The organism is Clostridium homopropionicum DSM 5847 (assembly GCF_001263795.1).
Classification (GTDB): domain Bacteria; phylum Bacillota; class Clostridia; order Clostridiales; family Clostridiaceae; genus Clostridium_H; species Clostridium_H homopropionicum.
The window spans coordinates 91,451-114,743 of sequence record NZ_LHUR01000022.1 but is presented as its reverse complement, the minus strand read 5'-3'; the positions used below and the strand labels follow the sequence as shown (position 1 = coordinate 114,743).

Genomic DNA, 23,293 nt, shown 5'->3' with positions numbered 1-23,293 from the left:
TAAAATTTTTATTAAATAAATAAGTCACTGAATAATGAGGCGATATTAATACAAGCATATATATTGATTATAAACCATAATTTTACACAATGCTATGTAAAAGAGTATCAAAAAATATAGGTATATATATCACCTAAAGGCAAGTACTTCACAATTCACTTATAATTAGTTATAATGTAAGGGTTAACTGAAGGACTTAAAGTAAAATGCACAACAATAGGGAAATATCAAGGAATAATTATAAGTAAAGTATAGCTGTTCCTGTTAAAGTATGGGGGTTGAATTGTGATTAGTTTATTATTAGTAAAGCAGATTGCTGAACTTTTTTTAATTATTCTTATGGGGTTTATTTTAGTTAGAACACATTTACTTAAGCCAGAAGATAGCAAAAGCCTTTCGATTGTTGTTCTTTATCTGATATTGCCTTGCGTAATTATCAACGCTTTTAGCGTAAAATATACAGAAAGCATACGAAATGGTTTGATTCTTGCCTTTGTGGCAGCAGTATTAATTCATATTTCACTTTTGATTTTAGTAAAGGTGCTTGAAAAGATATTCCATTTAGATGCTGTTGAAAAAGCATCTATAATATATTCTAATTCAGCAAATTTGATTATTCCAATAATAACTTCTGTATTGGGAGCTCAGTGGGTTATTTATTCTAGTGCTTTCCTATCAGTTCAGCTAGTTTTAATGTGGACTCATGGAAGGATGGTACTTTGTGAAGAGAAAAAAATAGAAATAAAAAAAATTCTTTTAAATATTAATATGATCTCCATTTTCTTTGGGATTTTAATTTTTGCTACAAAAATACAATTGCCCGATATAATCATGGAAACTATGAAATCAGTAAGTGTTACTATTGGTCCAATTAGCATGGTGGTAGTTGGAATGCTCATTGGAAATATGAGTTTAAAACAAGTATTTGCATATAAGAGAATTTACATGATTACTTTTCTAAAGATGATAGTATGCCCAGCTATGGTTGTACTTCTACTTAAATTTGGTGGAATGACAGCCTTATTACCCGATGGAAAGATGATTTTGCTGATCAGTCTGCTGGCAACAATCACTCCTTCGGCCTCAACAATTACACAAATGGCTCAAATATATGGTAAAAATGCAGAATATGCAAGTGTTATAAATGTAGTTACGACTATTATTTGCATTGTAACAATGCCAATTATGGTTTGGTTGTACCAGATATAAGTAAAAATTTAATTTTCTTTAATTAATTATTTATTGAGGAGAGATTGTTATGAGAATTTTAGCTTTTGAAGTACGTGATGATGAAAAGCCATATTTTGAAAAATATGCAAAACAGTATCAATGTGAAATTACCTGCGTTCACAATACTTTAAATTTTGATAATTTATCAATGGTACGAGGATATGATGGGATTTCTATATTAAGTAAAAGCTATATGACAGCAGATTTAGAGGAGGGTTTAAAAGAGCTTGGAGTTACTTGCTGTGCCACAAGAACAATTGGTTTTAATCATATTGATGTAGCCCATGCTCATGAAATTGGTTTAAAAATTGCTAATTCAAATTACCCACCTACAGGTGTAGCTGAATATACAGTAATGCTAATATTAATGTCTTTAAGACATTATAAACAGGCAATGTGGCGTGGACAAGTAAATGATTATTCACTTAGCGGCTTACAAGGTCGTGAACTTAATGAATTAACTGTAGGAATTATAGGAACAGGCAAAATTGGGCAATGTGTTATAAAAAATCTTTCTAATTTCGGTTGTAAAATACTTGCATATGATATGAATGAAAATGATACAGTAAAAAAATATGCACAATATACTGACTTAGATATAATTATAAATTGCTGTGATATTATTTCCCTTCATACACCTTTATTAGAAAGTACATACCATTTAATCAATGAAGAAAAAATTGCCCATATGAAAGATGGAGTAGTTTTAATAAATTGTGCAAGAGGGGAACTTATGGATATTGATGCATTGATCCAGGGAATTGAATCACAAAAAATAGGTGCCCTGGCATTGGACGTTATTGAAGGAGAAGATGGTATTTATCATGAAGATAAGCGAAGTGAAATTATCAGCAACCAAAAAATCGCTTACCTTCGCCAGTTTCCAAATGTTATAATGACGCAGCATATGGCTTTTTATACCAATACTGCAGTAGAAAACATGGTTAAATGCTCAATAGAGGCTATTCATGATTTTATAAAAAAAGGTACTTGTGCAACAAGCTTATAATTAATAAGTAATTCTAAAGCAAATGTTGTTGGATTTCTATAATCATCAAAGCAACAGAATTTTTTCCACGTAAGAAATACTATATTGTCTTGTGGCATATATCTTACGTTACTAAATTCTGAATCAAATTCATTTTTCTCTATATCTCTATTCATGATTTTTCTCCTTACAAATAAACATTTTTAATATTTTAATATAACTTTTTTAGATAACTGAATAAATTAATAGAATACATATCATAATAATGATATAATGGTGATAAATAAATGATAATTTCAAAAGGAGTGATTAATGTGCCTATAATTAGACCAATTTCCGATTTAAGAAATAACTTTAATGTAATATCCGATTTATGCCACACTAATGCAGAACCAATCTTTATCACTAAAAACGGTCATGGTGATATGGTTGTTATGAGTCAAGCACTTTATGAGCAGCAACAGGCTCTTATTGAATTATATCAAAAGCTAGCAGAGGCTGAGGTCGAAAGCCAAGCTATTAAAACAAGAATTTCTCATAAAGACTTAATGGCCAAAATGAGGACTAAAATAAATGAGTAAAAAGTATAGAGTAGAATATCTGCCAATAGCAGAGCAAGACCTTACAGACATAATTGAATATATTACTCTTGATAGCCCACAATCAGCTTTAAAGCTTCTACAAGAGATTGATGAGTCAATATCTAAACACGAGGATTTCCCTTTTATTGGTATAAATCCAAGAGATACAAGGCTTCAACGATTAAACTATAGAATTCTTGTAGTAAATAGTTATCTGGTTTTCTATGTGGCTAAGGATGATTATGTTGAAATCAGACGTATATTTCATGGAAAACGCAAATATCAATTTCTTTTATAAATTTAATACTACCATGGGTAGATTTCCGATACTTTACATACTCTAGCCGCCAAGGCGGACAGGAATTCTTTGTTAGCTGAAATTAGTATATTAGTATCAATCATTACTCTCATTTAAATTCTCCATCTGTCCTTTTCTTATATTTTTTATAAGTTCATTAACACTCTCTTCAGAAACTAATCCTGCCTCTTCAGCTTTGCCTTTCATTTCATCTTGCATCTCTCTTAAAGCTATATAAGAAGAATTTGCTAGAACTATTTTCCCGTCTTCTTCAAGGAATAAAACCTTATCCCCTTCTTTTAAGTTTAACTTTTTTCTTATTTCAATAGGTATAGTAATTTGACCTTTTGAAGACACTCTTGCTAAATCCATAATATCATATCCTTACTTTCTTTACTTTTCCTACTTATATTATACCATATTATTACATAGCACTATATAAAAATCTCCATTAGCCAAGGTGTACGGCAACATTTTCTTATCTGATAGCTTTTAGAATTATTTATGCTTAATACAACTAATTCTTATTGTTTCTATATCATATTAAAATTAACTTATTTATGATAAAATAATTCTCCGAGGAGTGATTAGAATGAAATGGAGTGAAGTTAGAAAATTATACCCAGACCAGTGGGTAAAGTTAAAAGTCATAGATTCTCACAAAGATGAGAATTACTTATATATTGATTAGATGGAAATAATTAAACCAATTAATAGTGATAAAGAAGCTACTTTTGAATTAACTAGAAGCACTGGTGATAACCTAGTTTTCCACACAAGCCATGATATCATCAAAACCAAATTAATAAAAAGTCTAGGCTTATTCAGGAGGATTCCAAATTGAAACTTGAATACAGAGACGGTTTATTATTCACATCAATTAAAAACCTTTAAATTTGTGCCGTATTATATGAATATTGTGTTGTAATAATCCTTGCTATCAGTTTCTTTTCAATCTCTTAATATTAACCTTTCAGTTGTTAATGTTTCCATAGTTTTACCTTATAGAACCTTAATTTCTTTAATCTGATGCTCTCCATTTCAGGGATGGCAAGATTGGGAAACTTTAATTTAATTTCTTCTCCTAACAACCCTTCTGCTAGACCAAAAGATCTCTCGATGAATAACTCATCAATTATTATTTCTCCTTTGTAATCAATACTATTTGAAAAAATCAACGCACTCTCATAAGCACGAGATAGAGGGCTAGATATAACATAGTTAATATCACCAATGTTTCTTTTGAACATAAAAGCAACTTGTTCAATCTTCTTTTTTCCTGTTTCATTTAGCGGAATATCTGTGTGTCCTTGACACCTATCAATAGTATTCCAATCCGTTTCTCCATGTCTTAGTAAAAAAATGCTCATAAAATTATCTCCTCTTTTAGTCTAGAAATAATATTTGCACAAACCACTATATTTTTACCCTTTTAATTCACCATATTATACAATCACATATTACTGAATCTAAATATCAAAAACTTTATCTTATTGCTCTTCATTTTAAAAGTTACGTATAATGTTCCGTATTTCCAATATTTACTGGACTTATAGTCACAATTAAAGATTAGATAGCTCTTATCTTAGCTTCAATTGTGACGACTCGGTTGGCTGGTGAATGTGCTATGGCTTTCTCTCCCGTGAGGCTTGATCCTAGTAAAGTCATAGTTTTGCAGAAATACATTGTTATATGATGGCTTCCCACTTCTTGTATATTTCTACCACTCATTCGTAAATCCTTTATTTTTATACCTTTCCTATGATAAAATATATTTATCATAAAAAAGAGGTGAAAAATATGAAATGGAATGAAGTTAGAGAAAAATATCCCAACAAATGGCTTAAACTTCTAATTCTCAACTCTCATGAAAGTGAAAATAAAGAATATATTGATGATATGGACGTATTAACTGTTTTAAATAATGAAGATGATGCTACCGATGAACTTGTAAACTGCAGCGATAAAGAAATAGTGTATCATACTGCGAAAAATGAAATTTATAGCGAAATTCGAAATATCTTTTTTTCATATAGAAAGGGCAAAAACTAATTATGAACATTTATTATTATGATAAACTTATTTGTACTTCTATAAGAATTACATCAAATGGAAATACAAAAATTATTAATAATGTTGTTATTGATACTGGTGCTGTAGAATCAATATTATCATCCATTGCTGTTAAAGATATAGGCATTAAAATAACTGCTTCTGACAAAACAGCTGTAACTCGAGGTGCTGGTGGAGGTAAAATGAGATTTTTTTACAAAACAATTGATGAGTTAGAAATAGGTGATACAATATTAAAAAACGTAAAAATGGATTTTGGAAACATTGACCCTTCTGGTGAAATAAATGGACTTATAGGTCTAGACTTATTGAAATTACTTCATGCAGTAATCGATATTGATATTCCTTTTATTTATCTAAAAAGAGATTAAAATTACTTACCAAAATTACATTGCTGTCAGATAACGTTTTGCATTCCTGATGCTTAAGAGTCTTAGACAGCTCTTGTCTTAGGCTCTTAGGTATGCCTTGGCGTTGATTATTTTCATACCTTTAATTACATTATGAGTAATATATTTACACTAAAATACATTAAAAAATCCGCCCAGCCAAGGCGGACTTGAGTGCATTGTTATACGTAGCTTTCGCCACTATACTTTGAACTAAGCATTTAGCAATCCACCAAATATATCTCACACTAAAAGAGTATTGCGTATGTGTGTTACTTAACAAATATTTATTGGACTATTAGGTAGACTACCAAGAATAATTTCTAAAAGTAGCTTCCCAACTTGTTGGGTGAAGAATTCTTCACTTGATGATAATAATTCATCTATACTCCACCATTTAAAGCCATTTAAAGTTCTTACCTCATTAAGTGTCATGTTTTCAAAGGAGATATCCACATTGTTTGATTTAACAAGATAATACCTTTCGTAACTAATGAAATCTCCTTTTGTCCCATTAAAGATTACCTCTTTTGTCCACACCCAAGATCCTATTGAATTAAATACTAGTCCAGTTTCTTCGAATAATTCTCTTTTTAATGCTTGTTCAAAAGTTTCGTGTTCTTCAACACCACCACCAGGAGTTACCCATAAAACCTTCTCGCCTTGAATTTCAGGAAATTTAAATTTAAACAACAATATTTTATTTTCACTATTAATTAATAGTGCTCTGGCTGATTTTCTTATAAACATTCAATAACTCCTATCCAGCTACCAAATTTAGTTAATCTTATCTTACTTATGTTCATTAAATAAGAATGATGTGACATAAATATTTAAAAATTGTACTAATCAACATCTTTTTCAATAACAATATATGCCTGTCCTGCGTTTATGCTTTCACCTAAAGCACATGCAGATATATGCTTAACTTTCCAGCCTTCTTTTAAATACCTATTTACGATATCCAAGCCGTCATCTTCTTTTGCACCTAGCATTTTTCCATTACTTCTAACCCATATTACCTTTTCCATTATCAAACTCTCCTCTTATATAACTTATTAAGAATGTGCAATTACATCTAGTCTTACTGCTGTGATATTTTGAAGAATGCGTCCTAAACTAGCAATACTAGCATTAATTATTAATAAAAAAGAATATTAATAACAGTGTGCCCCTTTTTTCAAAGTTACGTATAACGTCTATCATTATTTAATAATCTTAATTATACTCAAATAATTCAAAAATATTATGATGCTGTATGAAACTCTGATTATTGAAAATCTAAAGTTCTATTTGAGTAAAGCTTTTGTATTTAGTTTATTTTAATTCCAATAGTTACAGTTAATATTAAGTATAGGACATATCCGAATTTATATTTCTTTAGATATTCATCAATACCTCCTCTTAATCTTCTGATTATAAAAATTGTAATACCTAAAAATAATATTGAAAAAACACTATAAATTAACCATATTTCTATACCGAGTGCTTTTCCAATTAAACCCTCATCATTATAGAGAAATGTATTTGGATTAAAGATACATATTATATATGGAAGTATCCGAGTCATACACATTATTAATGAGAAATAAGCCCAAATTTCTTCATTTCTTTTATTATAATACATCATTACTAAACATAACAATGCCACTGATAATGACATTATAGGTCCCCCTGTTATACCTCATATATTATCATTATTTGTTAAGGAATACGTGTAATTATAATGGAGTACAGCAGAAATTCCATTTATTTTAAAACCTATCCAATGTCCTAATTCATGAATAGGTGTTGCAAATAGTGCTATTGTAACAATAGCAGCCTTTTCTTTAAACCCCTTATTTAACATGGTTTTTCTCCTTGTAATTAATATTTCACTTTATTTATTAATTCACAGAAATGTTTTTATAAAATATGCTCTTTAAGATTTTGTAAATAATGAACCCTAAAATTGAACCCAGCACATTTAGTATAATATCATCTACATCAAATTGCCCAAGGCCAGTAATTAATTGAATCACTTCTAATATGAGACTAAATGCTGCTGAAAAAACAAATATCTGTTTAAGTTTATTCATCTTGCTAATAGCTGTTGGTAGCAGAAACCCTAGTGGCCCAAAAGCAATAATATTACCAAGTAAATTATTCTTAGCAACTTCAACACTTTGATTACCACCTAGATAGTAAAAAATAGTTTCCATAGGAATGAAATTACTATTAGTAATTCTGAAACTTAAATTTGATAAATTAACATGTCTTAAAACATCTAGTATAATTCCAAATCCATGATACTTAAACAATACTACTTTAAATAACAACACTAAATATAATAAAAAAATACACCATATAAAAGCTTCTATTATCTTAGGCTTATTCCTCATCATAGCTTCCCCTTTCATACAATTTAACCCCTCCGTTTACTTTAAACCTCAGGTTTTGAACTACATTAAGTGTATTTCAACTAAACTATTGGATTTACGAAATGTTCGTAAATATCTCAATTAGTAAGTTATATCTGAATATTTCGTAAATACTAACTCTAGTCGAACTTCCTATTTCTATAACAAAAACCCATTTACAAACAAATAACTTTATTACCATTTTAGTACCAACTATTGCAATAATCAACAAAACACTCTTAATTATCCTAGAAAGACGCAACCTTAATAGAAAGCATCTTTTTAAAGTTAGCTGTAAATTACAATTAAATACTATGTAATTATAACTGCAAAAATGGTAAAATTTTAGGAAAGGTATAAAATAGTGAGGTGTTTCATTTATGAGGATAATACACACTGGAGATTGGCATCTAGGGAAAAATCTTGAAGGTGTCAGCAGACTTGAGGAACAGGAAAGATTTATAGAAGATTTTATCCACACTGTGGAAAATAATAATATAGATATGGTGATAATTTCAGGAGATATATATGATAACAGCAATCCTCCAGCAATGGCAGAAAGGCTTTTTTACAGTGCCCTAAGAAGGATTTGTGATAATGGTAAAAGAATAGTTCTAGCAATTGGAGGTAATCATGATAATCCTGATAGATTATCTGCTGCAAGTCCTATTGCTTATGAACAAGGAGTAATACTATTAGGCAAACCTAAAAGTATTGCTGAAGTAGGTAATTGTGGACAGCACAAAATTATAGATGCTGGTGAAGGTTATCTTGAAATTGAGATGAATGGAGAAAAAGCTGTAATAATAACTATACCTTACCCTAGTGAAAAAAGACTAAATGAGATTTTGTCTACTAGCATAGAAGAGGAAGATAGACAGGAAAGTTATTCTAACAGAGTAAAAGAAATTTTTTATAAGCTTCAAGAAAAGTACAGAGAAGACACAATAAATCTAGCCGTTTCCCACTTATTTATACTTGGCAGTGAAGAATCAGAGTCAGAAAGACCAATACAGCTTGGGGGAAGCCTTGCTGTAAGCGCCAGTGCTTTGCCAGAAAAAGCTCAATATATAGCACTAGGGCATTTACATAAGCCTCAATCAGTAAAAGCTAAAACTATATGCAAGTATGCTGGGTCTCCTCTTCAATATAGCAAAAGTGAAATTGGTTATAGTAAATCCCTTTACATAATAGATGTTAGAGCAGGAGAAGAAGCAAAGATACAGGAAGTATTCTGCAATAACTACAAGCCTATAGAGGTTTGGAAGTGTGAAAGCGTTGAAGAAGCTATTGAAAAGTGCGGAAATAATAGTGATAGAGAAGCTTGGGTTTATTTAGAAATTAAAACTGATAAATTTATATCTCAAGAAGATATAAAAACTATGAAAAGCTTGAAAAAGGATATTCTAGAAATTAGACCAGTTATCATTGGAGAAGAAGACCTGGAAAATGATTTTTACAATCTAAAAGGTAAAAGTATCGGAGAGATTTTCAAGGAATTTTACACCAAACAGAGAATGGTTGAACCTAGTGAAGAGGTAATGGAATTATTCTTAAGTATAGTAGAGCAAGAGGAAGGTGAAGAAGATGAGGCCTAGAGTCTTGAAGATTGCTGGTTTAAACAGCTTTGAAGAAGAAAAAATAATTAATTTTGATAAGCTTACTGAAAAAGGATTATTCGGAATTTTCGGACCTACAGGCAGCGGTAAATCAACTATTTTAGATGCTATAACTTTAGCTTTATATGGGAAAATAACAAGAAGTAATAAGGGCTATATCAATACTACAAGAAAAAATCTTACTGTAAGCTATGAATTTCAAGTTGGACTTGGCAATGATAGAAAAGCTTATATTGCAGAGAGAAATTTAAAGATAAATAAAGCTGGCGGCTATAATACAAAGTATGCAAGACTTTTAGAAAAGCTAGAAGATGAAACAAGGATAGTATGCGATGGCCCTAGTGAGGTTCAAAGCCAAATAGAAAGCATCATAGGGCTTACTGTTGAGGATTTTACTCGTTCAGTAGTTCTGCCTCAAGGAAAGTTCAGTGAATTTTTAAGACTTACAGGAAAAGATAAAAGAGATATGTTAGAGAGAATCTTTTCTCTAGAAAAGTACGGAAGAGAATTAGGAGAAAAAATTAAAAGAGAAAAAAATAAACATTTAAAAGAAGAAAATATTTTAACTGGAGAGCTAAAAAAATTCGAAGGTCTATCTGAAGAGCTGCTTATGGAGAAAGAAAATCAGTTGAAGGATGCTCTTTTAGAAGAAAAGAATATTATTAAAGAAAAAAGTAGATTAGATAAAGATTATGAGAAATACACTGGCATTTTAGAACTACAAAAGGAACTAAAAGAATTTAAGAGTAAGGGAAAAAATCTTATTGAAATAAAAGAAGAAATTAAATCAAAAGAGCTAAGGCTTGAAAAAGGTAAAAGAGCAGTAAAAATAAGACCATTAATAGATGACTTAATAAACACTGAGATAGCTCTAGAAAAAAACAAAAATCAATTAGAGGATTTAAAATTAAAATTAAGTCAGATAGAAAAGGATATTAGCATTACTGAAAAAGAATATGAAGAAATAAATAAAACTAAGGAAGAAGAAATTCCAAAACTTATTAAGAAGGAAGCAAGCCTGCTTCAAGCTATAGAATTAGGGGAAAAAATATCACTTTTAAAAGAAGAGATAGAAGCTCTTAGAAAAAGCTACTCAGAAATAAAGAATGAAAAAACTAAGGTGGAAAATAGGATAAGAGATATAGTTTTAAATAGAGAAGAAAAATCCAAGCAAATATCTGAAATGGAAGAAAGAATAAATCAATTGAAAATTGACCCTGAATATAGAGATAAGCTTCAAGCTGCGCTAGAAAAGGAAAATGAATATTTAAAAAGCAATAAAATGAAAAATGACATGTTATTAAAGCTGGGGACTAGGAAAAGTAATTTAGAAGATTTATTAAAAGAATATAATACACTGCTTAGAAACAAAGAAAAGCAGGACTTAGTAATTAAGCAATTAAATAATAAAAGTGTGGAATTAGAAAAAATAAATCCTGGAGATAATGCTGCTTTACTAGAGAAATCTCAGTGCTTTAATAATTTAAAAGAAAAGTTAGATAAGGCTTTAAAGGATGAAGAAAAAAGTAAAGAACTAAAAGCAAAGCTAATTAATTTAAAAGAAGTAATAACTCCAGTTGAGGAAGAGAAAAAACAAATAACAGAAGCAATAAGCAATAACAGAGAAACCTTAGAAAAATTATCAATAGAAATAGACCATATTAGTAAAGAAAATTTGGCTAATATGCTGAGAGAAGAATTAGAAGAAGGGGAGCCATGTCCTGTATGCGGATCAACTCACCATATATTTGCAGATAGAGAATTTGATTTTAGTATTTTAGAAACTAAGGAAAAAGAAAAAAAAGCTTTAGAAAGTTCTATTGAAAAATTAAATAGCTCTTTAAATGAATTAAATCTAAAGTTAGTAGGATTTTTAAAGGAAGAGGAATATATAAATGGTGAGCTAGAAGCATCATTAAAAGCTATTGAGGGAATAGATATTAATGTTTTAAAAGCTGAAAATAATAGCTTAGAACTGGAGCTTATAGGATTTAAAGAAAAGCTGAATTTATATACTAAGGAAAAAGAAGCCTTAGAAAGGCAATTAACACTAGAAAAAGAAAAGCAATTAAAGCTTCAAATGGAGGAAGTAAAAACAGGAGAAAAGATAAAGAATGAAAAAGCAATTATTGAGGAATTAGAAAAGGAATATAAAGAAGGAGAGTTCAATTTTAATAAATTAAAGGAAGAGTACATTTCTATTAAAAGCAGCTTGAAATTAGAGGATATTTCCTTAAAGATAAAAGAAATGCGAGAAGCTGAAAGAGAAACTATTTCCCTTCAAAAGCTTTTAAAGGAAGCAAGAGACCTGATTGATAAGGATAATAAAGAGAGAGAAGAGTTAATAGAGAAGGACAAGGAGCTTCACGGAAGGCTAGGGGAAATAGCTCAGAGCGGAAAAGAAAAAGGTACCATTATACAGAATACTGAAAAAGAGATAAATGACTTATCAGAAGGAAAAGATTCAAAAGAATATTTAGGGTGGACTAGAAATGAGATAAGCAATATAAATAAAGAGAATCAAAGGATAAAAAGCAAACTTGAAGAGCAGAAGAAAAATAAACAAAATATATGGGATAATAAAGTAAGCTTAGAGGAAGCAGAAAAAATGCTTATTTCAAGAGTAATAGAGCTAAATTCTAAATTAGAGGAGCTATTGAAAGAAAATGGATTTATTAATTTAGATGAGGTATTACAATCATATATTGATAAAAAGCTTCTAGAGGAAATGGAAATAACTATAAATACTTATAAGGATGATTATAAAAATGTAATAAATAATATTTCAAGGATAGAAGAAAAGCTTAATGGAGAATTCATAGAAGAGGAAGCTTTTGAATTAATAAAAATAGAGAGAGTTGAAAAAGAAAAATTACTAAATGAAAAAATAAAGGAAATTGCAACCCTTCAAAACATAATTACTAGCATGAAGCTGAGTATTGAAGAGCTTTCTCAGCTAATGAAGAAAAAGGAAGCTCTTGAAAAGAAATTATCCCTTTTAAATGACCTAAGCAGATTAGTAGAAGGAAACAAATTTGTTGAGTTTGTGGCTATGAGTCAGCTTAAATATATTGCTAGAGAAGCTTCAAGAAAGCTTAAAAGCATAACTAAGGATAGATATGCTTTAGAAATAGATGGAGAAGGAAACTTTACCATAAGGGATGATTTTAATGGAGGAGAGATAAGAGATATAAGCACCTTATCAGGAGGAGAAACCTTCCTAGCATCTTTAGCACTTGCCTTAGCTTTATCCTATCAGGTGCAGTTAAAGGGAAGTGCGCCATTAGAATTCTTCTTCTTAGATGAAGGCTTTGGGACTCTTGACTCTGAACTGTTGGATATTGTAATGAACTCTTTAGAAAGCCTTCATAGTTCCAGACTATCGATTGGAATAATAAGCCATGTAGAAGAGCTAAAAAATAGAGTCCCAGTAAAGCTTATAGTTTATCCTTCAAAGCAAGGAGAAGGTGGAAGCAAAATATCATTAGAATATAGTTAGATTTATCCAAAAACCTCTTTCTTAAGTCTAATTCCAGTAGGGGTATTAGCTACCCCTCCTTCTCCAGTTTCACGGAGCTGGCATGGAAGCTGTTTTCCAACCTTATACATAGCTGTAACTGTTTCATCAAAAGGAATTTTACTTTCTACTCCACTCATAACCATATCTGCTGTAGTTAATGCAGAAACTACCCCAGAGACATTTCTTTTTGCACAAGGTACTTCAACTAAACCTGCTACAGGATCACAAACTAAACCTAATACATTTTTTATTACTATGGCGCTAGCATGCAATGCCTGACTTGGTGTTCCTCCCATCATTTCTACCACGGCCGCTGCTGCCATGGCAGAAGCAGAGCCACATTCAGCTTGGCACCCACCTTCTGCACCTGATACAGTGGCATTTTTAGCTATTAGCATGCCTACACCTGAAACTGTAAGTAAGGCTTTAATTAATTCATCTTCAGATTTATTTAGTCTTTCTCCAGCAGAAATAATTGCCGCTGGTACAATTCCACAAGAACCTGCTGTTGGGCATGCTACGATTTTACCCATAGCAGCATTAACCTCTGAGCAGGATATTGCTCTTGCCATAGCCATCATCATAAACTCTCCTGTTAAGGGATTTCCTTCTTTTGCGTATTTATAGAGCTTAACTCCGTCGCCTCCAATTAAACCACTTACGGATTTAACTTCACGGTCTAGGGCGTAACTTGAAGAGTTTTGCATAACAGAAAGAGTATTTTTCATCTTTTCTAATACTTCGTTTTTACTTAATCCACTATTTTCAATCTCATAATTTAAGGTATATTCCCATATAGATATATTTTGTTTATTACAAATTTCAATTAGTGCTTCACCACTGTCTACAAACATTTTATTGTCTCCTTTATATATTTGATATAGGATTAATTACTTTTAAACTTTGTATTTCAGGTATTTCTTTAATTTTATTCACTAAATCAAAAGATAATATATTGTCAGTTTCTAATACCATTGTGGCCTGTGAGCCTTTTGAATTTCTATAAACCTTCATAGAACCAATATTTATATTTTCCATATACAGCATAGATGTAATCTTAGAAATTACACCAGGGGTATCCTTATGCTTTGTTATTAAAGTCGGATAGTCTCCTCTAAATTCAACAGAAAGACCTTCTACATCAAAAATTAAGATATTACCTCCACCAATGGAAGAGCCAGTTATTTCTGATGTGGTATTATCTCTATTTGTAATAATAAACTTCACTGTATTTGGATGAACGTCTCCCAAATCTACTTCGCTAAACTCTATTTTAATGCCTTTTTCTTTTGCTATATCAAGTGAATTTCTTAAGTTTTCATCCCAAGGATTCATTTTCAGAATCCCAGCAACTAAAGCCTTGTCAGTACCATGTCCTTTATAGGTTTTAGCAAATGAGCCGTGTAGTAAAAATTGAACTTTTTTTATTTCCTTACCAGATATAAGACTAGCTAATTTTCCAAGTCTTACTGCACCGGCAGTATGTGAGCTGGAGGGTCCAACCATGATAGGTCCCACAATGTCAAATATGCTAAAGTTTGTCATATGCTTTCCTCTCTTATTATCAATATTAATTATCTTTTACTATTCTACAAATTATTATTTATGGTAATATATAAGGTAAGTTAATAATTTAATTAATATTCTAAATAGGAGAATACGGATGACTCATTTAATTGAAGTTTTTATACTATCAGCAGTGCCTTTAATAGAACAAAGAGGAGCAATTCCTTTAGGTTTATATTATAATATAAACCCTATACTAGTATTCTTTATTAGCTTTTTGGGAAGCATTCTTCCAGTACCTTTTATACTATTATTATTTAATAAAATATTTGATTGGATGAAAAAATATAAGTTTTTCGCTAAAATAAATAATTATATTCAAAATAAAATAAATAAAAATTCAGCTAAGATAGAAAAATATGAAGAAATCGGACTAATAACATTTATAGCTATACCACTTCCAACTACAGGAGTTTGGACTGGAACGGTAGTTGCTTCATTTTTGAAACTAAATTTAAAAAAGTCTATGTTTTGTGCTGCTGCAGGTGCGGCAATTTCAGCTTTTATACTTACTTTAGGTTTAACTGTTTTTAAAGGAGTATTTTCAGCTGTTTTTGGTTCATGAGAATGGAGTGAAAATTATATGATAGAGCTAATAAAAAATCTTTCGAATAATATGGGTTATGTTATACTAATAGCCTTTATTATTTCACAATCAAATAGTTTTAAGAAAATTATTCAAAAAGATAAATATAAAATATCTGATTTAATTATCTTATCGATTATATTTGGAACCTTTGGAATTTTAGGTACCTATATTGGCACAGAAGTTAATGGCGCAATTGCAAACACAAGAATAATAGGTGTAATTGCAGGAGGAGTGCTTTGTGGTCCTTTTGTTGGAATTGTATCAGGACTTATTGCTGGACTGCATAGAGGATTGATAAGTATAGGGGAATTTACTGCTATACCCTGCTCTATTGCTACAATTATTGCAGGGGTAGTTTCAGCAGGACTTTATAGGTTTTCTAATAAGGATAACAAGTGGATATATGGATTAATAGGTGGGGTAATAATGCAAAGCATGGAAATGCTTTTAATTTTAATTATGTCTAAGCCTTTCCCTGTAGCCCTTGATATAGTAAAGAATATTTATATACCTATGGGTTTTACAAATGCTATAGGTATATCTATACTTATCTTATTAGTACAAAATATATTTGAAGAAAAAGAAGAAATAGCTGCAAGACAAGCTCAGCTTGCACTTGAAATAGCAAATAAAACTTTGCCATATTTTAGAGACTTTGAAAATGATAGTATGGAAAAGGTATGTGAAATAATAAAGGATTCCATTAAAGCTGATGCAGTAGCAATTACTGATAAGGAGCACATTTTAGCCCATGTAGGATTAGGAGCCGATCATCACTATGCTGGTATGAAAATATTAACTGGTGCAACAGAAAGGGTAATTAATAATGGAGAGATAGTACAGGTAAATGAGGGAAATGAGGTAGATTGCCCACATGAAGGATGTCCATTAAAATCTGGAATAGTAGCTCCTTTAAGACAGGGAGAAGATATAATTGGAGCTTTAAAGATTTATTATGCTAAAGAAGAGGCTATTTCTTTTAGAAATAAAAATTTGGCCATAGGGCTTTCACAAATTATTTCTACTCAATTAGAAATAAGTAAATTAAGTAAGCTTAAGGAAATGGCAAACAAAGCAGAAATAAAAGCTCTGCAAGCACAAATAAATCCTCACTTTCTTTTCAATGCATTAAATACAATAGTTTCTTTCGTAAGAATAGACCCTAATAGAGCTAGGGAGCTGATAATTAATCTATCTACCTATTTAAGATATAATCTAGAGGTAGGAGATAATCTTGTAGATATACACAAGGAATTGGAGCAGGTTAAGGCTTATATAGAAGTTGAGAAGGCAAGGTTTGGCTCAAAGCTAAATGTATTGTATAATATAGATGAGGATATAGATATAAAAATACCAAGTTTAATAATTCAGCCTATTGTTGAAAATTCTATAAAGCACGGCATTTTACAGGGAAGTAAAAACGGAACAGTTAAAATTGAAATTTCAAAGGCTTCAAACGATGAAATTAAAATAACTATTGAGGACGATGGAGTAGGAATTCCTGATGAGATAATACAACAGGTTTACGAAGGAACCATAAAAGAAAATAAAATAGGAATTGCTAATGTTAATAATAGGTTAAAGTATCTATATGGAAAAGGACTTCACATTGAGAGATTGCCTAAAGGGACTAAGACAACATTTATTGTAAAACCTTTGAAAGGGTGATTTTATGAATTGTATAGTTGTTGATGACGAATATCCAGCTAGGGAAGAACTTAAGCATTTTATATCTGAATTTAGCAGCATAAAAATTGAGGGGGAGTTTGATGACTCTATAAAGGCCCTAGAATTTATAGAAAAAAACAAACCTGATATTGTATTTCTGGATATTAATATGCCTAGATTAGACGGAATGGCATTAGGTAGAATAGTAAATAATTTTGAAAAAAAAATAATAGTTGTGTTTATTACTGCCTATAGAGAGCATGCAGTGGATGCGTTTGAAATTGAGGCTTTTGATTATATTCTTAAGCCATACTCAGAAGATAGAATAGTTGGTACTTTAAAAAAGCTTGAAAGAATAGAAAGAGATAGAATAAAAGTACCTGTAAGTAAGAAAATTACTTTAAGGAAAGAAAACAAACTAAAGGTAATAGACGTAGCTGAAATATGTTTTTGTGAAGCTCAAGAAAGAGAAACAGTAATATATACCTCAAATGATAAGTATATTGAAAATTGTAGTATATCTGAATTTCAAAAGAAGCTTCCCAGCAATATGTTTTTCAAAACTCATAGATCATATATTGTAAATTTGGATAAAATAAATGAAATAATTCCTTGGTTTAATAATACTTACATGATTAAAATTAAAGGTCTTTCACAGGAGGTTCCGGTGAGCCGAAATAATATTAATAGCTTTAAGCACTTAATGGGCATATAAATGCACTTTATGTGCTTTTTTTGCTTTTTAGTGCGTGAATTGATATATATTGAAATAATTTTAGTATAATTAAGGCAACAAGTTAATAAATAAGGAGGAGTCACAGTATGGTATCATTTATATTATCAATTGTTGCTTTAGTAGTTGGTTACTTTATTTATGGTAAAATAACTGAAAAGTTATTTGGTGCTAATGACAATATACAAACTCCAGCAGTCAGACTTGAAGATGGAGTAGACTTCGTTCCAATGCCAGTTTGGAAAATTTTCTTAATCCAATTTTTGAATATTGCAGGACTTGGTCCAATATTCGGTGCTATTGCAGGTGCTATGTGGGGACCAGCAGCATTTATGTGGATTGTATTTGGTTGTATTTTTGCAGGAGCAGTACACGATTATTTTTCAGGAATGCTATCTGTAAGACATGACGGAGCTAGTATTCCAGAAGTTGTTGGCAGGTATCTTGGAAACGGTTTCAAACAATTTATGAGAGTGTTCTCAGTAATTCTTCTTGTACTAGTAGGTGTTGTATTCGTTACTGGACCTGCTGGAATACTAAATGGATTAATCCCAGGGGTAAGCAAAGTCACTTTCTTGTATATAATTTTTGCATACTATCTATTAGCTACTATGGTTCCTGTAGACAAATTAATAGGTAAAATATATCCTATATTTGGTATTAGCTTATTAATAATGGCTGTTGGTGTTGGCGGTGCTTTAATAATTGGAGGTTACCCAATTCCTGAAGTTCCAACACATCTTACAAATATGCATGTAAAGCCAGAAAGCTATCCACTATTCCCAATGTTATTTATAACAATCGCTTGTGGTGCTATTTCAGGTTTCCACTCAACTCAATCACCATTAATGGCTAGATGTATAACAAAAGAAAGCCAAGGCAGAAAAATATTCTTTGGTTCAATGATAGCTGAAGGTATAGTTGCTTTAATATGGGCAGCTGCTGCAATGAGCTTCTTCGGTGGAGTAGATGGTTTATCAAATTTCATGGCTGCAAATAAGAACAACGCTGGATTAGTAGTTAACACTGTAAGCAAGAGCTTACTTGGAACTATAGGTGGAACACTAGCAATACTTGGAGTTGTAGCATGTCCTATAACTTCAGGAGATACAGCTTTTAGAAGTGCTAGACTTACAATAGCTGATTCATTAAAGTTCAATCAAGGACCAATTAAGAATAGGTTTTTAATCAGTATACCTTTATTTGTAGTAGGTTTTATACTAACTAAAATAGATTTCGGTATAGTATGGAGATACTTTGGTTGGTCAAACCAAACTCTTGCAACAATAGTACTTTGGACAGCATCTATGTATTTAGTTAATATGGGAAGAAATCACTGGTTTGCAACAATTCCAGCTACCTTTATGACAGCTGTATGTACTACTTATATATTAGTTGCTCCAGAAGGATTTAAATTAGCAATGAGCATAGCTTTACCTGCAGGAATTGCAGCTGCAGCTCTAGCATTAATAATTTTCATAGTTGCTGCTAAAAAAGTAAGAGAAAAAATAAGAGCAACAGCATAAATTAAATATTAACCTGACTATATAAACACAAGCTTAGGAAACTAAGTTTGTGTTTAATTTTTTGTTATATTATTAATTTGAATAATTTTTAAATTCAAAGCTAAAATAAAGCTATATATTAATCTTTAGTAAGAAAGGTAGAAAGTAATATTATGGAAAAGGACTTTATGAAGAAAAGCTATAAAAGCTTTAGTGAATTTTTATCAGCAGCTTGTTCAAGAGAATTAGAATATTTTATATATGATTCTAAGTTTACTAGTGCCTTTAATTATAGAATGAAAAAGCTTATGGAAGAGGCAGAAAACAAAGGAAAAGGGAGCATTAACTTTAGTATAATATTTAATACTGAGGAAGAAGTTGCAATTATTGATGCTGCAATAATTGGAAGATATGTTTCTAATAGTTTCATTACAATAATCGAAAGTAAATATAAAGGAATTGCTATTAACAACATAATTAAAAAGGTCACTATTGGGAATGAAAAGAATAAAGAAGATTTTATTGTTGTATCATATAATACCATTCACAAGGTAATGGAAGAATTATATAAGGATATTAAGTATAATAAAAAAGTCTTAGAGGAATATGTAAAAGAATATAAATTAGAGGAATATAGAAATAGGGATTTACCGATAGTAATATGCAGCTTACTCATCCTTGAAGACATATGTGGATACTTAAAGATAGATAAATCAGAACTTATTAAAAGCCTTGACAAAATAATATCTTCGAAAAGATTATAACTTTTTCGACATGATTATGCATAGAATTTGGAGTAAGAGATATAACTTAAAGTGAAACCACGATAAATCAAGACTAAAAAGTACAATATTGTCATAAGATAGGTAAAAAAAATTAGTCACAAACAATATAAAATGACAGTTTTTTTAGTGTTACGGTGATAATATATTTATATACTATTGCATAGGGGGAAATCAGATGTTGGTTGTAGAAAATTTAATTAGAAGTGAAATTAACGAAAACATCCAGTATAATTATTCTTACCGTATAATAAAAGATAAGATAAGTTTTTCAGAATTTGATAAGCTCGATATTCAATCTTATGGCATAGAAGTAGAGAGACAGGATTTAATTGACGGAAAACTTTTCAAGGTAGAGAGAGAATTAATAAAATGTATTAGCCCTCATAGACATAAGGTTCACAACCTTGTTAAAATGCTTTATGATAACTTAGTTTCACCAATACATGTGGTAGATGTAGTTGGGGAATATATAGATGAATACATAACAGATTATGATGAAATTTTAAAAGATATATACATATGCTAAAGGGAGGGTGAATAGCCTCCTTTTTTATTTAGTAGAATAATAGAAGAATTTTACGACGTAAAATTCTTAGTAACCAGTAACCAATTCCCAGTAACCAGTTTTATTAATCCTACTGACAACTGGTCACTGGTTACTGGTTACATAAGAAAAATGCGCCGCATTTTTCTTATATTGCCAAATTAAAGCTTCTTTAAAAAAGAGGATTTTAGGTGTAAAATTAAATATACAAGGGGGTGTATTTTTGATAATTGGAATAGGTACGGACATAGTTGAAATAAAAAGAATTGAAAAGGCATTGAATAGAAACCCTAATTTTATATATAAATTATTTTGCAAAAATGAAATTGAATATTTAAAAAGCAAAAATATGAGACCGGAATTTGTTGCAGGAAAGTTTGCTGCAAAGGAAGCAGTGGCGAAGGCAATGGGAACGGGTTTTAGAGGATTTGATTTTAATGAGATAGAGATAGATAAAAATGTTTTAGGTAAACCAATAGTTATATTAAGAGGAAAAGCAAAAAAAATGGACAAAAAATGGGGTAATTATAAAATACATTTGAGCATATCCCATAGCAAGGAAAATGCAATTGCTTATGCTATTTTGGAGGGAATTGAAGATGGAAATAGTTCTTGCAGAACAAATGAGGAAGATAGATAGCTTTTGTATTGAAAACTTATTAATACCAAGTATTGTCTTAATGGAAAATGCAGCCTTAAGGGTGCTGAATAATATTGATTTAAATAAGTATGAGAATATAACAATTATATGTGGTAGTGGAAATAATGGTGGAGATGGACTTGCTCTTGCAAGACATCTTCTTGTAATGAAGAAAAATGTCAAGGTATTTATAATAGGAGAAAAAAGTAAGCTTACTGTGGATTGCGGAGTAAATTATAGTATACTTTGTAATATGAATATAATTGTAGAATTCATTAATAGTTATGAGGGTATAAATTCATTAAAGAGCGCTTTAGATAAAAGTACCTTATTAGTGGATGCTATATTTGGGACAGGTCTCTCTAGAGAAGTAAAGGGTGTTTTTAGAGAGGCTATTCTTTTAATAAATAATTGTTCTGCTTTTGTATTATCAATAGACATTCCATCAGGATTAAATTCCGATACCGGCGAAGTTTTAGGTTGTGCCGTAAAAGCTCATAGAACAGTTTCTTTTCAGTATTATAAAAGAGGCTTTTTAAGATATGGGTCAGAAGATTATACAGGTAAAGTGGTAATTGAAAATATAGGAATACCTGATCTAGTTAAGGACGAATTTAATTTAAAGGAGTTTATTTCTGAAAAAAGTTTTATAACTGAGTCTATTCCTGTGAGGGGAAATCATTCTCATAAGGGTGACTTTGGGAGAGTTTCCATTATTGCAGGTTCAAGAGATTTTACTGGAGCTGCCTATATTGCTACAGAAGCTGCTGTAAGAAGTGGTTCAGGACTTGTTACTTTATGCTGTCATGATAGTATAAAGGAAATCATGTGTAATAAGCTTATAGAAGCCATGACAGTGAGCTTTAAGGATAGAGAAAGATTAAATGACGTATTAATGAAAAGTGATGCTATAGCAATTGGACCGGGAATGGGAGATTCTGTAGAAACCTTTAAGATATTGAAAGATGTAATTCAATATACTAATTGTCCTATTGTTATTGATGCAGATGGAATTAATGTATTAAAGAATAATTTAAATATTCTTAAGGAAAAGAAGAATAAAGTAGTTTTGACACCTCATTTAGGGGAAATGTCAAGAATAACAGGTATACCAGCAGATACTATAAAAAGGAATAGAGTGGACATTGCTAAGTCTTTTGCTAAAGAATATAATGTTATAGTATTATTAAAAGGCTTCAAAACAGTTATTACAGATGGAGATACTTTAGTGATAAATTCTACCGGAAATAGTGCCATGGCCTCTGGAGGTATGGGGGATTGCTTAACTGGAATTATTACTTCCTTTATTGGACAGGGACTTGAACCATTAAAGGCAGCTTATGTAGCTGCGTATATTCACGGGTATTGTGGAGATAGCCTAAGTGAAAAAAATTATTGTGTTACTGCAAGAGAAGTCATTAAAAAATTACCTTTTGTAATTAAAGAATTAACACATTAGTCTATTTAAGAATATTATAGGTTAACAGAGAATAGTATTGTAATGAAGTATGTTTCGGAGGTTTTGAATGAACAGAAAAGTAATAATACTATTTTTAGCATTCATACTAGGCTTATTAATGTTATCTGGGTGCACAAGAAAAGCAAAAGATCCTAACAAGGCTATTGATTTTTTGAAAAATTTAAAAAGCTATACTTGTCAAGTTAGTATACATATAAAAAATCAAAAGCAAGAAATTGATACAGATGGAAATCAGTTTTATGATAGTAAATTAGGACATAGATTAGAACTAAATAAAGATAGAATATTAATCTATAATAACAATACTATTAAAATTAAGGATTTAAATAATAATCTTGTATACTCTGTAGATAAAGATTTTGACAGCGTGTACAATTTGGGATTTATTCATGAATATATAGCTTTATTATATGCAGATGAAGATATTTCTAGTTCCTTTAAAACTATTGAAAATAGGGAATATCAGCTTATCAGACTTACAATACCGGGAAACAATCAAAACATAAGCAAGTCTGTATTATATGTAAATTTAGAAAATTACTTTCCAGAAAAGTTAGTGATATATGACTACAAAGATAATGAAGTATTGAGTTTTAATTACAATGATTTTAAACCTAATATAAAAATACCAAAGGAAATGTTTTATATAGAATAAACAGAAGATTAAGGATTACTATTTTGGAGGG

General features: G+C 30.5%; 28 protein-coding genes. 17 read left to right on the top strand and 11 right to left on the bottom strand.

Annotated features, from left to right (window positions below; all coding sequences use genetic code 11):
* Positions 1–285: 285 nt before the first annotated feature.
* Together CLHOM_RS08590 and CLHOM_RS08585 are read left to right on the top strand one after the other, a co-directional pair.
* Positions 286–1,209, top strand: coding sequence for an AEC family transporter (locus CLHOM_RS08590; RefSeq protein ID WP_052221290.1), 924 nt, complete (start codon positions 286–288; stop codon positions 1,207–1,209).
* Positions 1,210–1,258: 49 nt separating this feature from the next.
* Positions 1,259–2,239: a D-isomer specific 2-hydroxyacid dehydrogenase family protein gene (locus tag CLHOM_RS08585; protein ID WP_052221289.1), complete on the top strand. Its 981-nt coding sequence runs from the start codon at positions 1,259–1,261 to the stop codon at positions 2,237–2,239.
* Here CLHOM_RS08585 and CLHOM_RS18505 read toward each other — a convergent pair.
* On the bottom strand, positions 2,197–2,394 hold the full coding sequence (locus tag CLHOM_RS18505) for a hypothetical protein (RefSeq protein ID WP_052221288.1): 198 nt from the start codon (positions 2,392–2,394) through the stop codon (positions 2,197–2,199). The two genes, CLHOM_RS08585 and CLHOM_RS18505, sit on opposite strands and share 43 nt — an antisense overlap.
* Positions 2,395–2,532: 138 nt before the next feature.
* On the opposite strand from CLHOM_RS18505, the gene CLHOM_RS08575 reads away from it, so the two are divergent.
* Positions 2,533–2,799, top strand: coding sequence for a type II toxin-antitoxin system Phd/YefM family antitoxin (locus CLHOM_RS08575; protein ID WP_052221586.1), 267 nt, complete (start codon positions 2,533–2,535; stop codon positions 2,797–2,799).
* On the top strand, positions 2,792–3,097 hold the full coding sequence (locus tag CLHOM_RS08570) for a type II toxin-antitoxin system RelE/ParE family toxin (protein ID WP_052221287.1): 306 nt from the start codon (positions 2,792–2,794) through the stop codon (positions 3,095–3,097). The genes CLHOM_RS08575 and CLHOM_RS08570 overlap by 8 nt, the downstream gene beginning before the upstream one ends.
* 96 nt (positions 3,098–3,193) lie before the next feature.
* On the opposite strand, the gene CLHOM_RS08565 is transcribed toward CLHOM_RS08570, so the two are convergent.
* From CLHOM_RS08565 to CLHOM_RS18325, 3 genes are all read right to left on the bottom strand, one after another.
* On the bottom strand, positions 3,194–3,469 hold the full coding sequence (locus tag CLHOM_RS08565; protein ID WP_052221286.1) for an AbrB/MazE/SpoVT family DNA-binding domain-containing protein: 276 nt from the start codon (positions 3,467–3,469) through the stop codon (positions 3,194–3,196).
* Positions 3,470–4,077: 608 nt separating this feature from the next.
* A complete protein-coding gene (locus CLHOM_RS08560) occupies positions 4,078–4,467 on the bottom strand; it encodes a histidine phosphatase family protein (protein ID WP_052221285.1) in 390 nt (129 codons plus the stop codon).
* Between the two features lie 199 nt (positions 4,468–4,666).
* Positions 4,667–4,828 carry a hypothetical protein gene (locus tag CLHOM_RS18325; protein ID WP_161803212.1) on the bottom strand — a complete coding sequence of 54 codons (162 nt, stop codon included), beginning with the start codon at positions 4,826–4,828 and terminating at the stop codon, positions 4,667–4,669.
* A 69-nt stretch (positions 4,829–4,897) separates the two neighbouring features.
* Here CLHOM_RS18325 and CLHOM_RS08555 point away from each other — a divergent pair, with 69 nt between their 5' ends.
* Together CLHOM_RS08555 and CLHOM_RS08550 are read left to right on the top strand one after the other, a co-directional pair.
* Positions 4,898–5,149 (top strand): hypothetical protein, encoded by a 252-nt coding sequence (locus CLHOM_RS08555; protein ID WP_052221284.1) that lies wholly within the window; start codon positions 4,898–4,900, stop codon positions 5,147–5,149.
* Between the two features lie 2 nt (positions 5,150–5,151).
* Entirely contained in the window at positions 5,152–5,541 is a 390-nt protein-coding gene (locus tag CLHOM_RS08550) for a retropepsin-like aspartic protease (RefSeq protein ID WP_052221283.1), read from the top strand.
* A gap of 294 nt (positions 5,542–5,835) precedes the next feature.
* Here the strand turns inward: CLHOM_RS08550 and CLHOM_RS08545 are convergent, their stop codons facing one another.
* From CLHOM_RS08545 to CLHOM_RS08530, 5 genes are all read right to left on the bottom strand, one after another.
* Positions 5,836–6,309 carry an NUDIX hydrolase gene (locus CLHOM_RS08545; protein ID WP_052221282.1) on the bottom strand — a complete coding sequence of 158 codons (474 nt, stop codon included), beginning with the start codon at positions 6,307–6,309 and terminating at the stop codon, positions 5,836–5,838.
* A gap of 95 nt (positions 6,310–6,404) precedes the next feature.
* Entirely contained in the window at positions 6,405–6,590 is a 186-nt protein-coding gene (locus CLHOM_RS18500; protein WP_052221281.1) for a hypothetical protein, read from the bottom strand.
* Positions 6,591–6,871: 281 nt separating this feature from the next.
* Positions 6,872–7,222 carry a hypothetical protein gene (locus CLHOM_RS08535; RefSeq protein ID WP_052221280.1) on the bottom strand — a complete coding sequence of 117 codons (351 nt, stop codon included), beginning with the start codon at positions 7,220–7,222 and terminating at the stop codon, positions 6,872–6,874.
* A 21-nt stretch (positions 7,223–7,243) separates the two neighbouring features.
* On the bottom strand, positions 7,244–7,408 hold the full coding sequence (locus CLHOM_RS18320; RefSeq protein ID WP_161803211.1) for a hypothetical protein: 165 nt from the start codon (positions 7,406–7,408) through the stop codon (positions 7,244–7,246).
* Between the two features lie 37 nt (positions 7,409–7,445).
* Entirely contained in the window at positions 7,446–7,958 is a 513-nt protein-coding gene (locus CLHOM_RS08530; RefSeq protein ID WP_052221279.1) for a VanZ family protein, read from the bottom strand.
* A 380-nt stretch (positions 7,959–8,338) separates the two neighbouring features.
* On the opposite strand from CLHOM_RS08530, the gene CLHOM_RS08525 reads away from it, so the two are divergent.
* Both CLHOM_RS08525 and CLHOM_RS08520 read left to right on the top strand, forming a co-directional pair.
* Complete coding sequence (locus CLHOM_RS08525) at positions 8,339–9,556, top strand: exonuclease SbcCD subunit D (RefSeq protein ID WP_052221278.1); 1,218 nt, start codon at positions 8,339–8,341, stop codon at positions 9,554–9,556.
* Positions 9,546–13,076 (top strand): AAA family ATPase, encoded by a 3,531-nt coding sequence (locus tag CLHOM_RS08520; RefSeq protein ID WP_052221277.1) that lies wholly within the window; start codon positions 9,546–9,548, stop codon positions 13,074–13,076. The genes CLHOM_RS08525 and CLHOM_RS08520 overlap by 11 nt, the downstream gene beginning before the upstream one ends.
* Positions 13,077–13,078: 2 nt before the next feature.
* On the opposite strand, the gene sdaAA is transcribed toward CLHOM_RS08520, so the two are convergent.
* Both sdaAA and sdaAB read right to left on the bottom strand, forming a co-directional pair.
* Complete coding sequence (gene sdaAA / locus CLHOM_RS08515) at positions 13,079–13,951, bottom strand: L-serine ammonia-lyase, iron-sulfur-dependent, subunit alpha (protein WP_052221276.1); 873 nt, start codon at positions 13,949–13,951, stop codon at positions 13,079–13,081.
* Between the two features lie 13 nt (positions 13,952–13,964).
* Positions 13,965–14,642 (bottom strand): L-serine ammonia-lyase, iron-sulfur-dependent subunit beta, encoded by a 678-nt coding sequence (gene sdaAB, locus CLHOM_RS08510; RefSeq protein WP_052221275.1) that lies wholly within the window; start codon positions 14,640–14,642, stop codon positions 13,965–13,967.
* A 118-nt stretch (positions 14,643–14,760) separates the two neighbouring features.
* Between sdaAB and CLHOM_RS08505 the strand changes: the two genes are divergently transcribed.
* The 9 genes from CLHOM_RS08505 to CLHOM_RS08465 all read left to right on the top strand — a co-directional run bounded on the left by CLHOM_RS08505 (position 14,761) and on the right by CLHOM_RS08465 (position 23,262).
* Positions 14,761–15,228: a COG2426 family protein gene (locus tag CLHOM_RS08505; RefSeq protein ID WP_052221274.1), complete on the top strand. Its 468-nt coding sequence runs from the start codon at positions 14,761–14,763 to the stop codon at positions 15,226–15,228.
* Between the two features lie 18 nt (positions 15,229–15,246).
* Positions 15,247–16,920 carry a sensor histidine kinase gene (locus CLHOM_RS08500; protein WP_052221273.1) on the top strand — a complete coding sequence of 558 codons (1,674 nt, stop codon included), beginning with the start codon at positions 15,247–15,249 and terminating at the stop codon, positions 16,918–16,920.
* A gap of 4 nt (positions 16,921–16,924) precedes the next feature.
* Entirely contained in the window at positions 16,925–17,635 is a 711-nt protein-coding gene (locus tag CLHOM_RS08495) for a LytR/AlgR family response regulator transcription factor (RefSeq protein ID WP_052221272.1), read from the top strand.
* A gap of 107 nt (positions 17,636–17,742) precedes the next feature.
* Complete coding sequence (locus CLHOM_RS08490) at positions 17,743–19,179, top strand: carbon starvation CstA family protein (RefSeq protein ID WP_052221271.1); 1,437 nt, start codon at positions 17,743–17,745, stop codon at positions 19,177–19,179.
* 152 nt (positions 19,180–19,331) lie between these two features.
* Entirely contained in the window at positions 19,332–19,922 is a 591-nt protein-coding gene (locus CLHOM_RS08485) for a hypothetical protein (protein WP_052221270.1), read from the top strand.
* A gap of 196 nt (positions 19,923–20,118) precedes the next feature.
* Positions 20,119–20,469 (top strand): DUF6514 family protein, encoded by a 351-nt coding sequence (locus CLHOM_RS08480; RefSeq protein ID WP_052221269.1) that lies wholly within the window; start codon positions 20,119–20,121, stop codon positions 20,467–20,469.
* Positions 20,470–20,710: 241 nt separating this feature from the next.
* Complete coding sequence (gene acpS / locus CLHOM_RS08475; RefSeq protein ID WP_052221268.1) at positions 20,711–21,127, top strand: holo-ACP synthase; 417 nt, start codon at positions 20,711–20,713, stop codon at positions 21,125–21,127.
* Positions 21,087–22,586: a bifunctional ADP-dependent NAD(P)H-hydrate dehydratase/NAD(P)H-hydrate epimerase gene (locus CLHOM_RS08470; protein ID WP_052221267.1), complete on the top strand. Its 1,500-nt coding sequence runs from the start codon at positions 21,087–21,089 to the stop codon at positions 22,584–22,586. The genes acpS and CLHOM_RS08470 overlap by 41 nt, the downstream gene beginning before the upstream one ends.
* Positions 22,587–22,653: 67 nt before the next feature.
* Complete coding sequence (locus tag CLHOM_RS08465) at positions 22,654–23,262, top strand: germination lipoprotein GerS-related protein (RefSeq protein WP_052221266.1); 609 nt, start codon at positions 22,654–22,656, stop codon at positions 23,260–23,262.
* Positions 23,263–23,293: the final 31 nt, after the last annotated feature.

What these genes read in the sequence shown, in the direction of transcription:
- CLHOM_RS08585 (WP_052221289.1), top strand. Translation starts at nt 1,259, where the DNA reads ATGAGAATTTTAGCTTTTGAAGTACGTGATGATGAAAAGCCATATTTT.
- CLHOM_RS18505 (WP_052221288.1), bottom strand. Translation starts at nt 2,394, where the DNA reads ATGAATAGAGATATAGAGAAAAATGAATTTGATTCAGAATTTAGTAAC.
- CLHOM_RS08570 (WP_052221287.1), top strand. Translation starts at nt 2,792, where the DNA reads ATGAGTAAAAAGTATAGAGTAGAATATCTGCCAATAGCAGAGCAAGAC.
- CLHOM_RS08565 (WP_052221286.1), bottom strand. Translation starts at nt 3,469, where the DNA reads ATGGATTTAGCAAGAGTGTCTTCAAAAGGTCAAATTACTATACCTATT.
- CLHOM_RS08560 (WP_052221285.1), bottom strand. Translation starts at nt 4,467, where the DNA reads ATGAGCATTTTTTTACTAAGACATGGAGAAACGGATTGGAATACTATT.
- CLHOM_RS18325 (WP_161803212.1), bottom strand. Translation starts at nt 4,828, where the DNA reads ATGAGTGGTAGAAATATACAAGAAGTGGGAAGCCATCATATAACAATG.
- CLHOM_RS08555 (WP_052221284.1), top strand. Translation starts at nt 4,898, where the DNA reads ATGAAATGGAATGAAGTTAGAGAAAAATATCCCAACAAATGGCTTAAA.
- CLHOM_RS08550 (WP_052221283.1), top strand. Translation starts at nt 5,152, where the DNA reads ATGAACATTTATTATTATGATAAACTTATTTGTACTTCTATAAGAATT.
- CLHOM_RS08545 (WP_052221282.1), bottom strand. Translation starts at nt 6,309, where the DNA reads ATGTTTATAAGAAAATCAGCCAGAGCACTATTAATTAATAGTGAAAAT.
- CLHOM_RS18500 (WP_052221281.1), bottom strand. Translation starts at nt 6,590, where the DNA reads ATGGAAAAGGTAATATGGGTTAGAAGTAATGGAAAAATGCTAGGTGCA.
- CLHOM_RS08535 (WP_052221280.1), bottom strand. Translation starts at nt 7,222, where the DNA reads ATGTCATTATCAGTGGCATTGTTATGTTTAGTAATGATGTATTATAAT.
- CLHOM_RS18320 (WP_161803211.1), bottom strand. Translation starts at nt 7,408, where the DNA reads ATGTTAAATAAGGGGTTTAAAGAAAAGGCTGCTATTGTTACAATAGCA.
- CLHOM_RS08530 (WP_052221279.1), bottom strand. Translation starts at nt 7,958, where the DNA reads ATGAAAGGGGAAGCTATGATGAGGAATAAGCCTAAGATAATAGAAGCT.
- CLHOM_RS08525 (WP_052221278.1), top strand. Translation starts at nt 8,339, where the DNA reads ATGAGGATAATACACACTGGAGATTGGCATCTAGGGAAAAATCTTGAA.
- CLHOM_RS08520 (WP_052221277.1), top strand. Translation starts at nt 9,546, where the DNA reads ATGAGGCCTAGAGTCTTGAAGATTGCTGGTTTAAACAGCTTTGAAGAA.
- sdaAA (WP_052221276.1), bottom strand. Translation starts at nt 13,951, where the DNA reads ATGTTTGTAGACAGTGGTGAAGCACTAATTGAAATTTGTAATAAACAA.
- sdaAB (WP_052221275.1), bottom strand. Translation starts at nt 14,642, where the DNA reads ATGACAAACTTTAGCATATTTGACATTGTGGGACCTATCATGGTTGGA.
- CLHOM_RS08505 (WP_052221274.1), top strand. Translation starts at nt 14,761, where the DNA reads ATGACTCATTTAATTGAAGTTTTTATACTATCAGCAGTGCCTTTAATA.
- CLHOM_RS08500 (WP_052221273.1), top strand. Translation starts at nt 15,247, where the DNA reads ATGATAGAGCTAATAAAAAATCTTTCGAATAATATGGGTTATGTTATA.
- CLHOM_RS08495 (WP_052221272.1), top strand. Translation starts at nt 16,925, where the DNA reads ATGAATTGTATAGTTGTTGATGACGAATATCCAGCTAGGGAAGAACTT.
- CLHOM_RS08490 (WP_052221271.1), top strand. Translation starts at nt 17,743, where the DNA reads ATGGTATCATTTATATTATCAATTGTTGCTTTAGTAGTTGGTTACTTT.
- CLHOM_RS08485 (WP_052221270.1), top strand. Translation starts at nt 19,332, where the DNA reads ATGGAAAAGGACTTTATGAAGAAAAGCTATAAAAGCTTTAGTGAATTT.
- CLHOM_RS08480 (WP_052221269.1), top strand. Translation starts at nt 20,119, where the DNA reads ATGTTGGTTGTAGAAAATTTAATTAGAAGTGAAATTAACGAAAACATC.
- CLHOM_RS08470 (WP_052221267.1), top strand. Translation starts at nt 21,087, where the DNA reads ATGGAAATAGTTCTTGCAGAACAAATGAGGAAGATAGATAGCTTTTGT.
- CLHOM_RS08465 (WP_052221266.1), top strand. Translation starts at nt 22,654, where the DNA reads ATGAACAGAAAAGTAATAATACTATTTTTAGCATTCATACTAGGCTTA.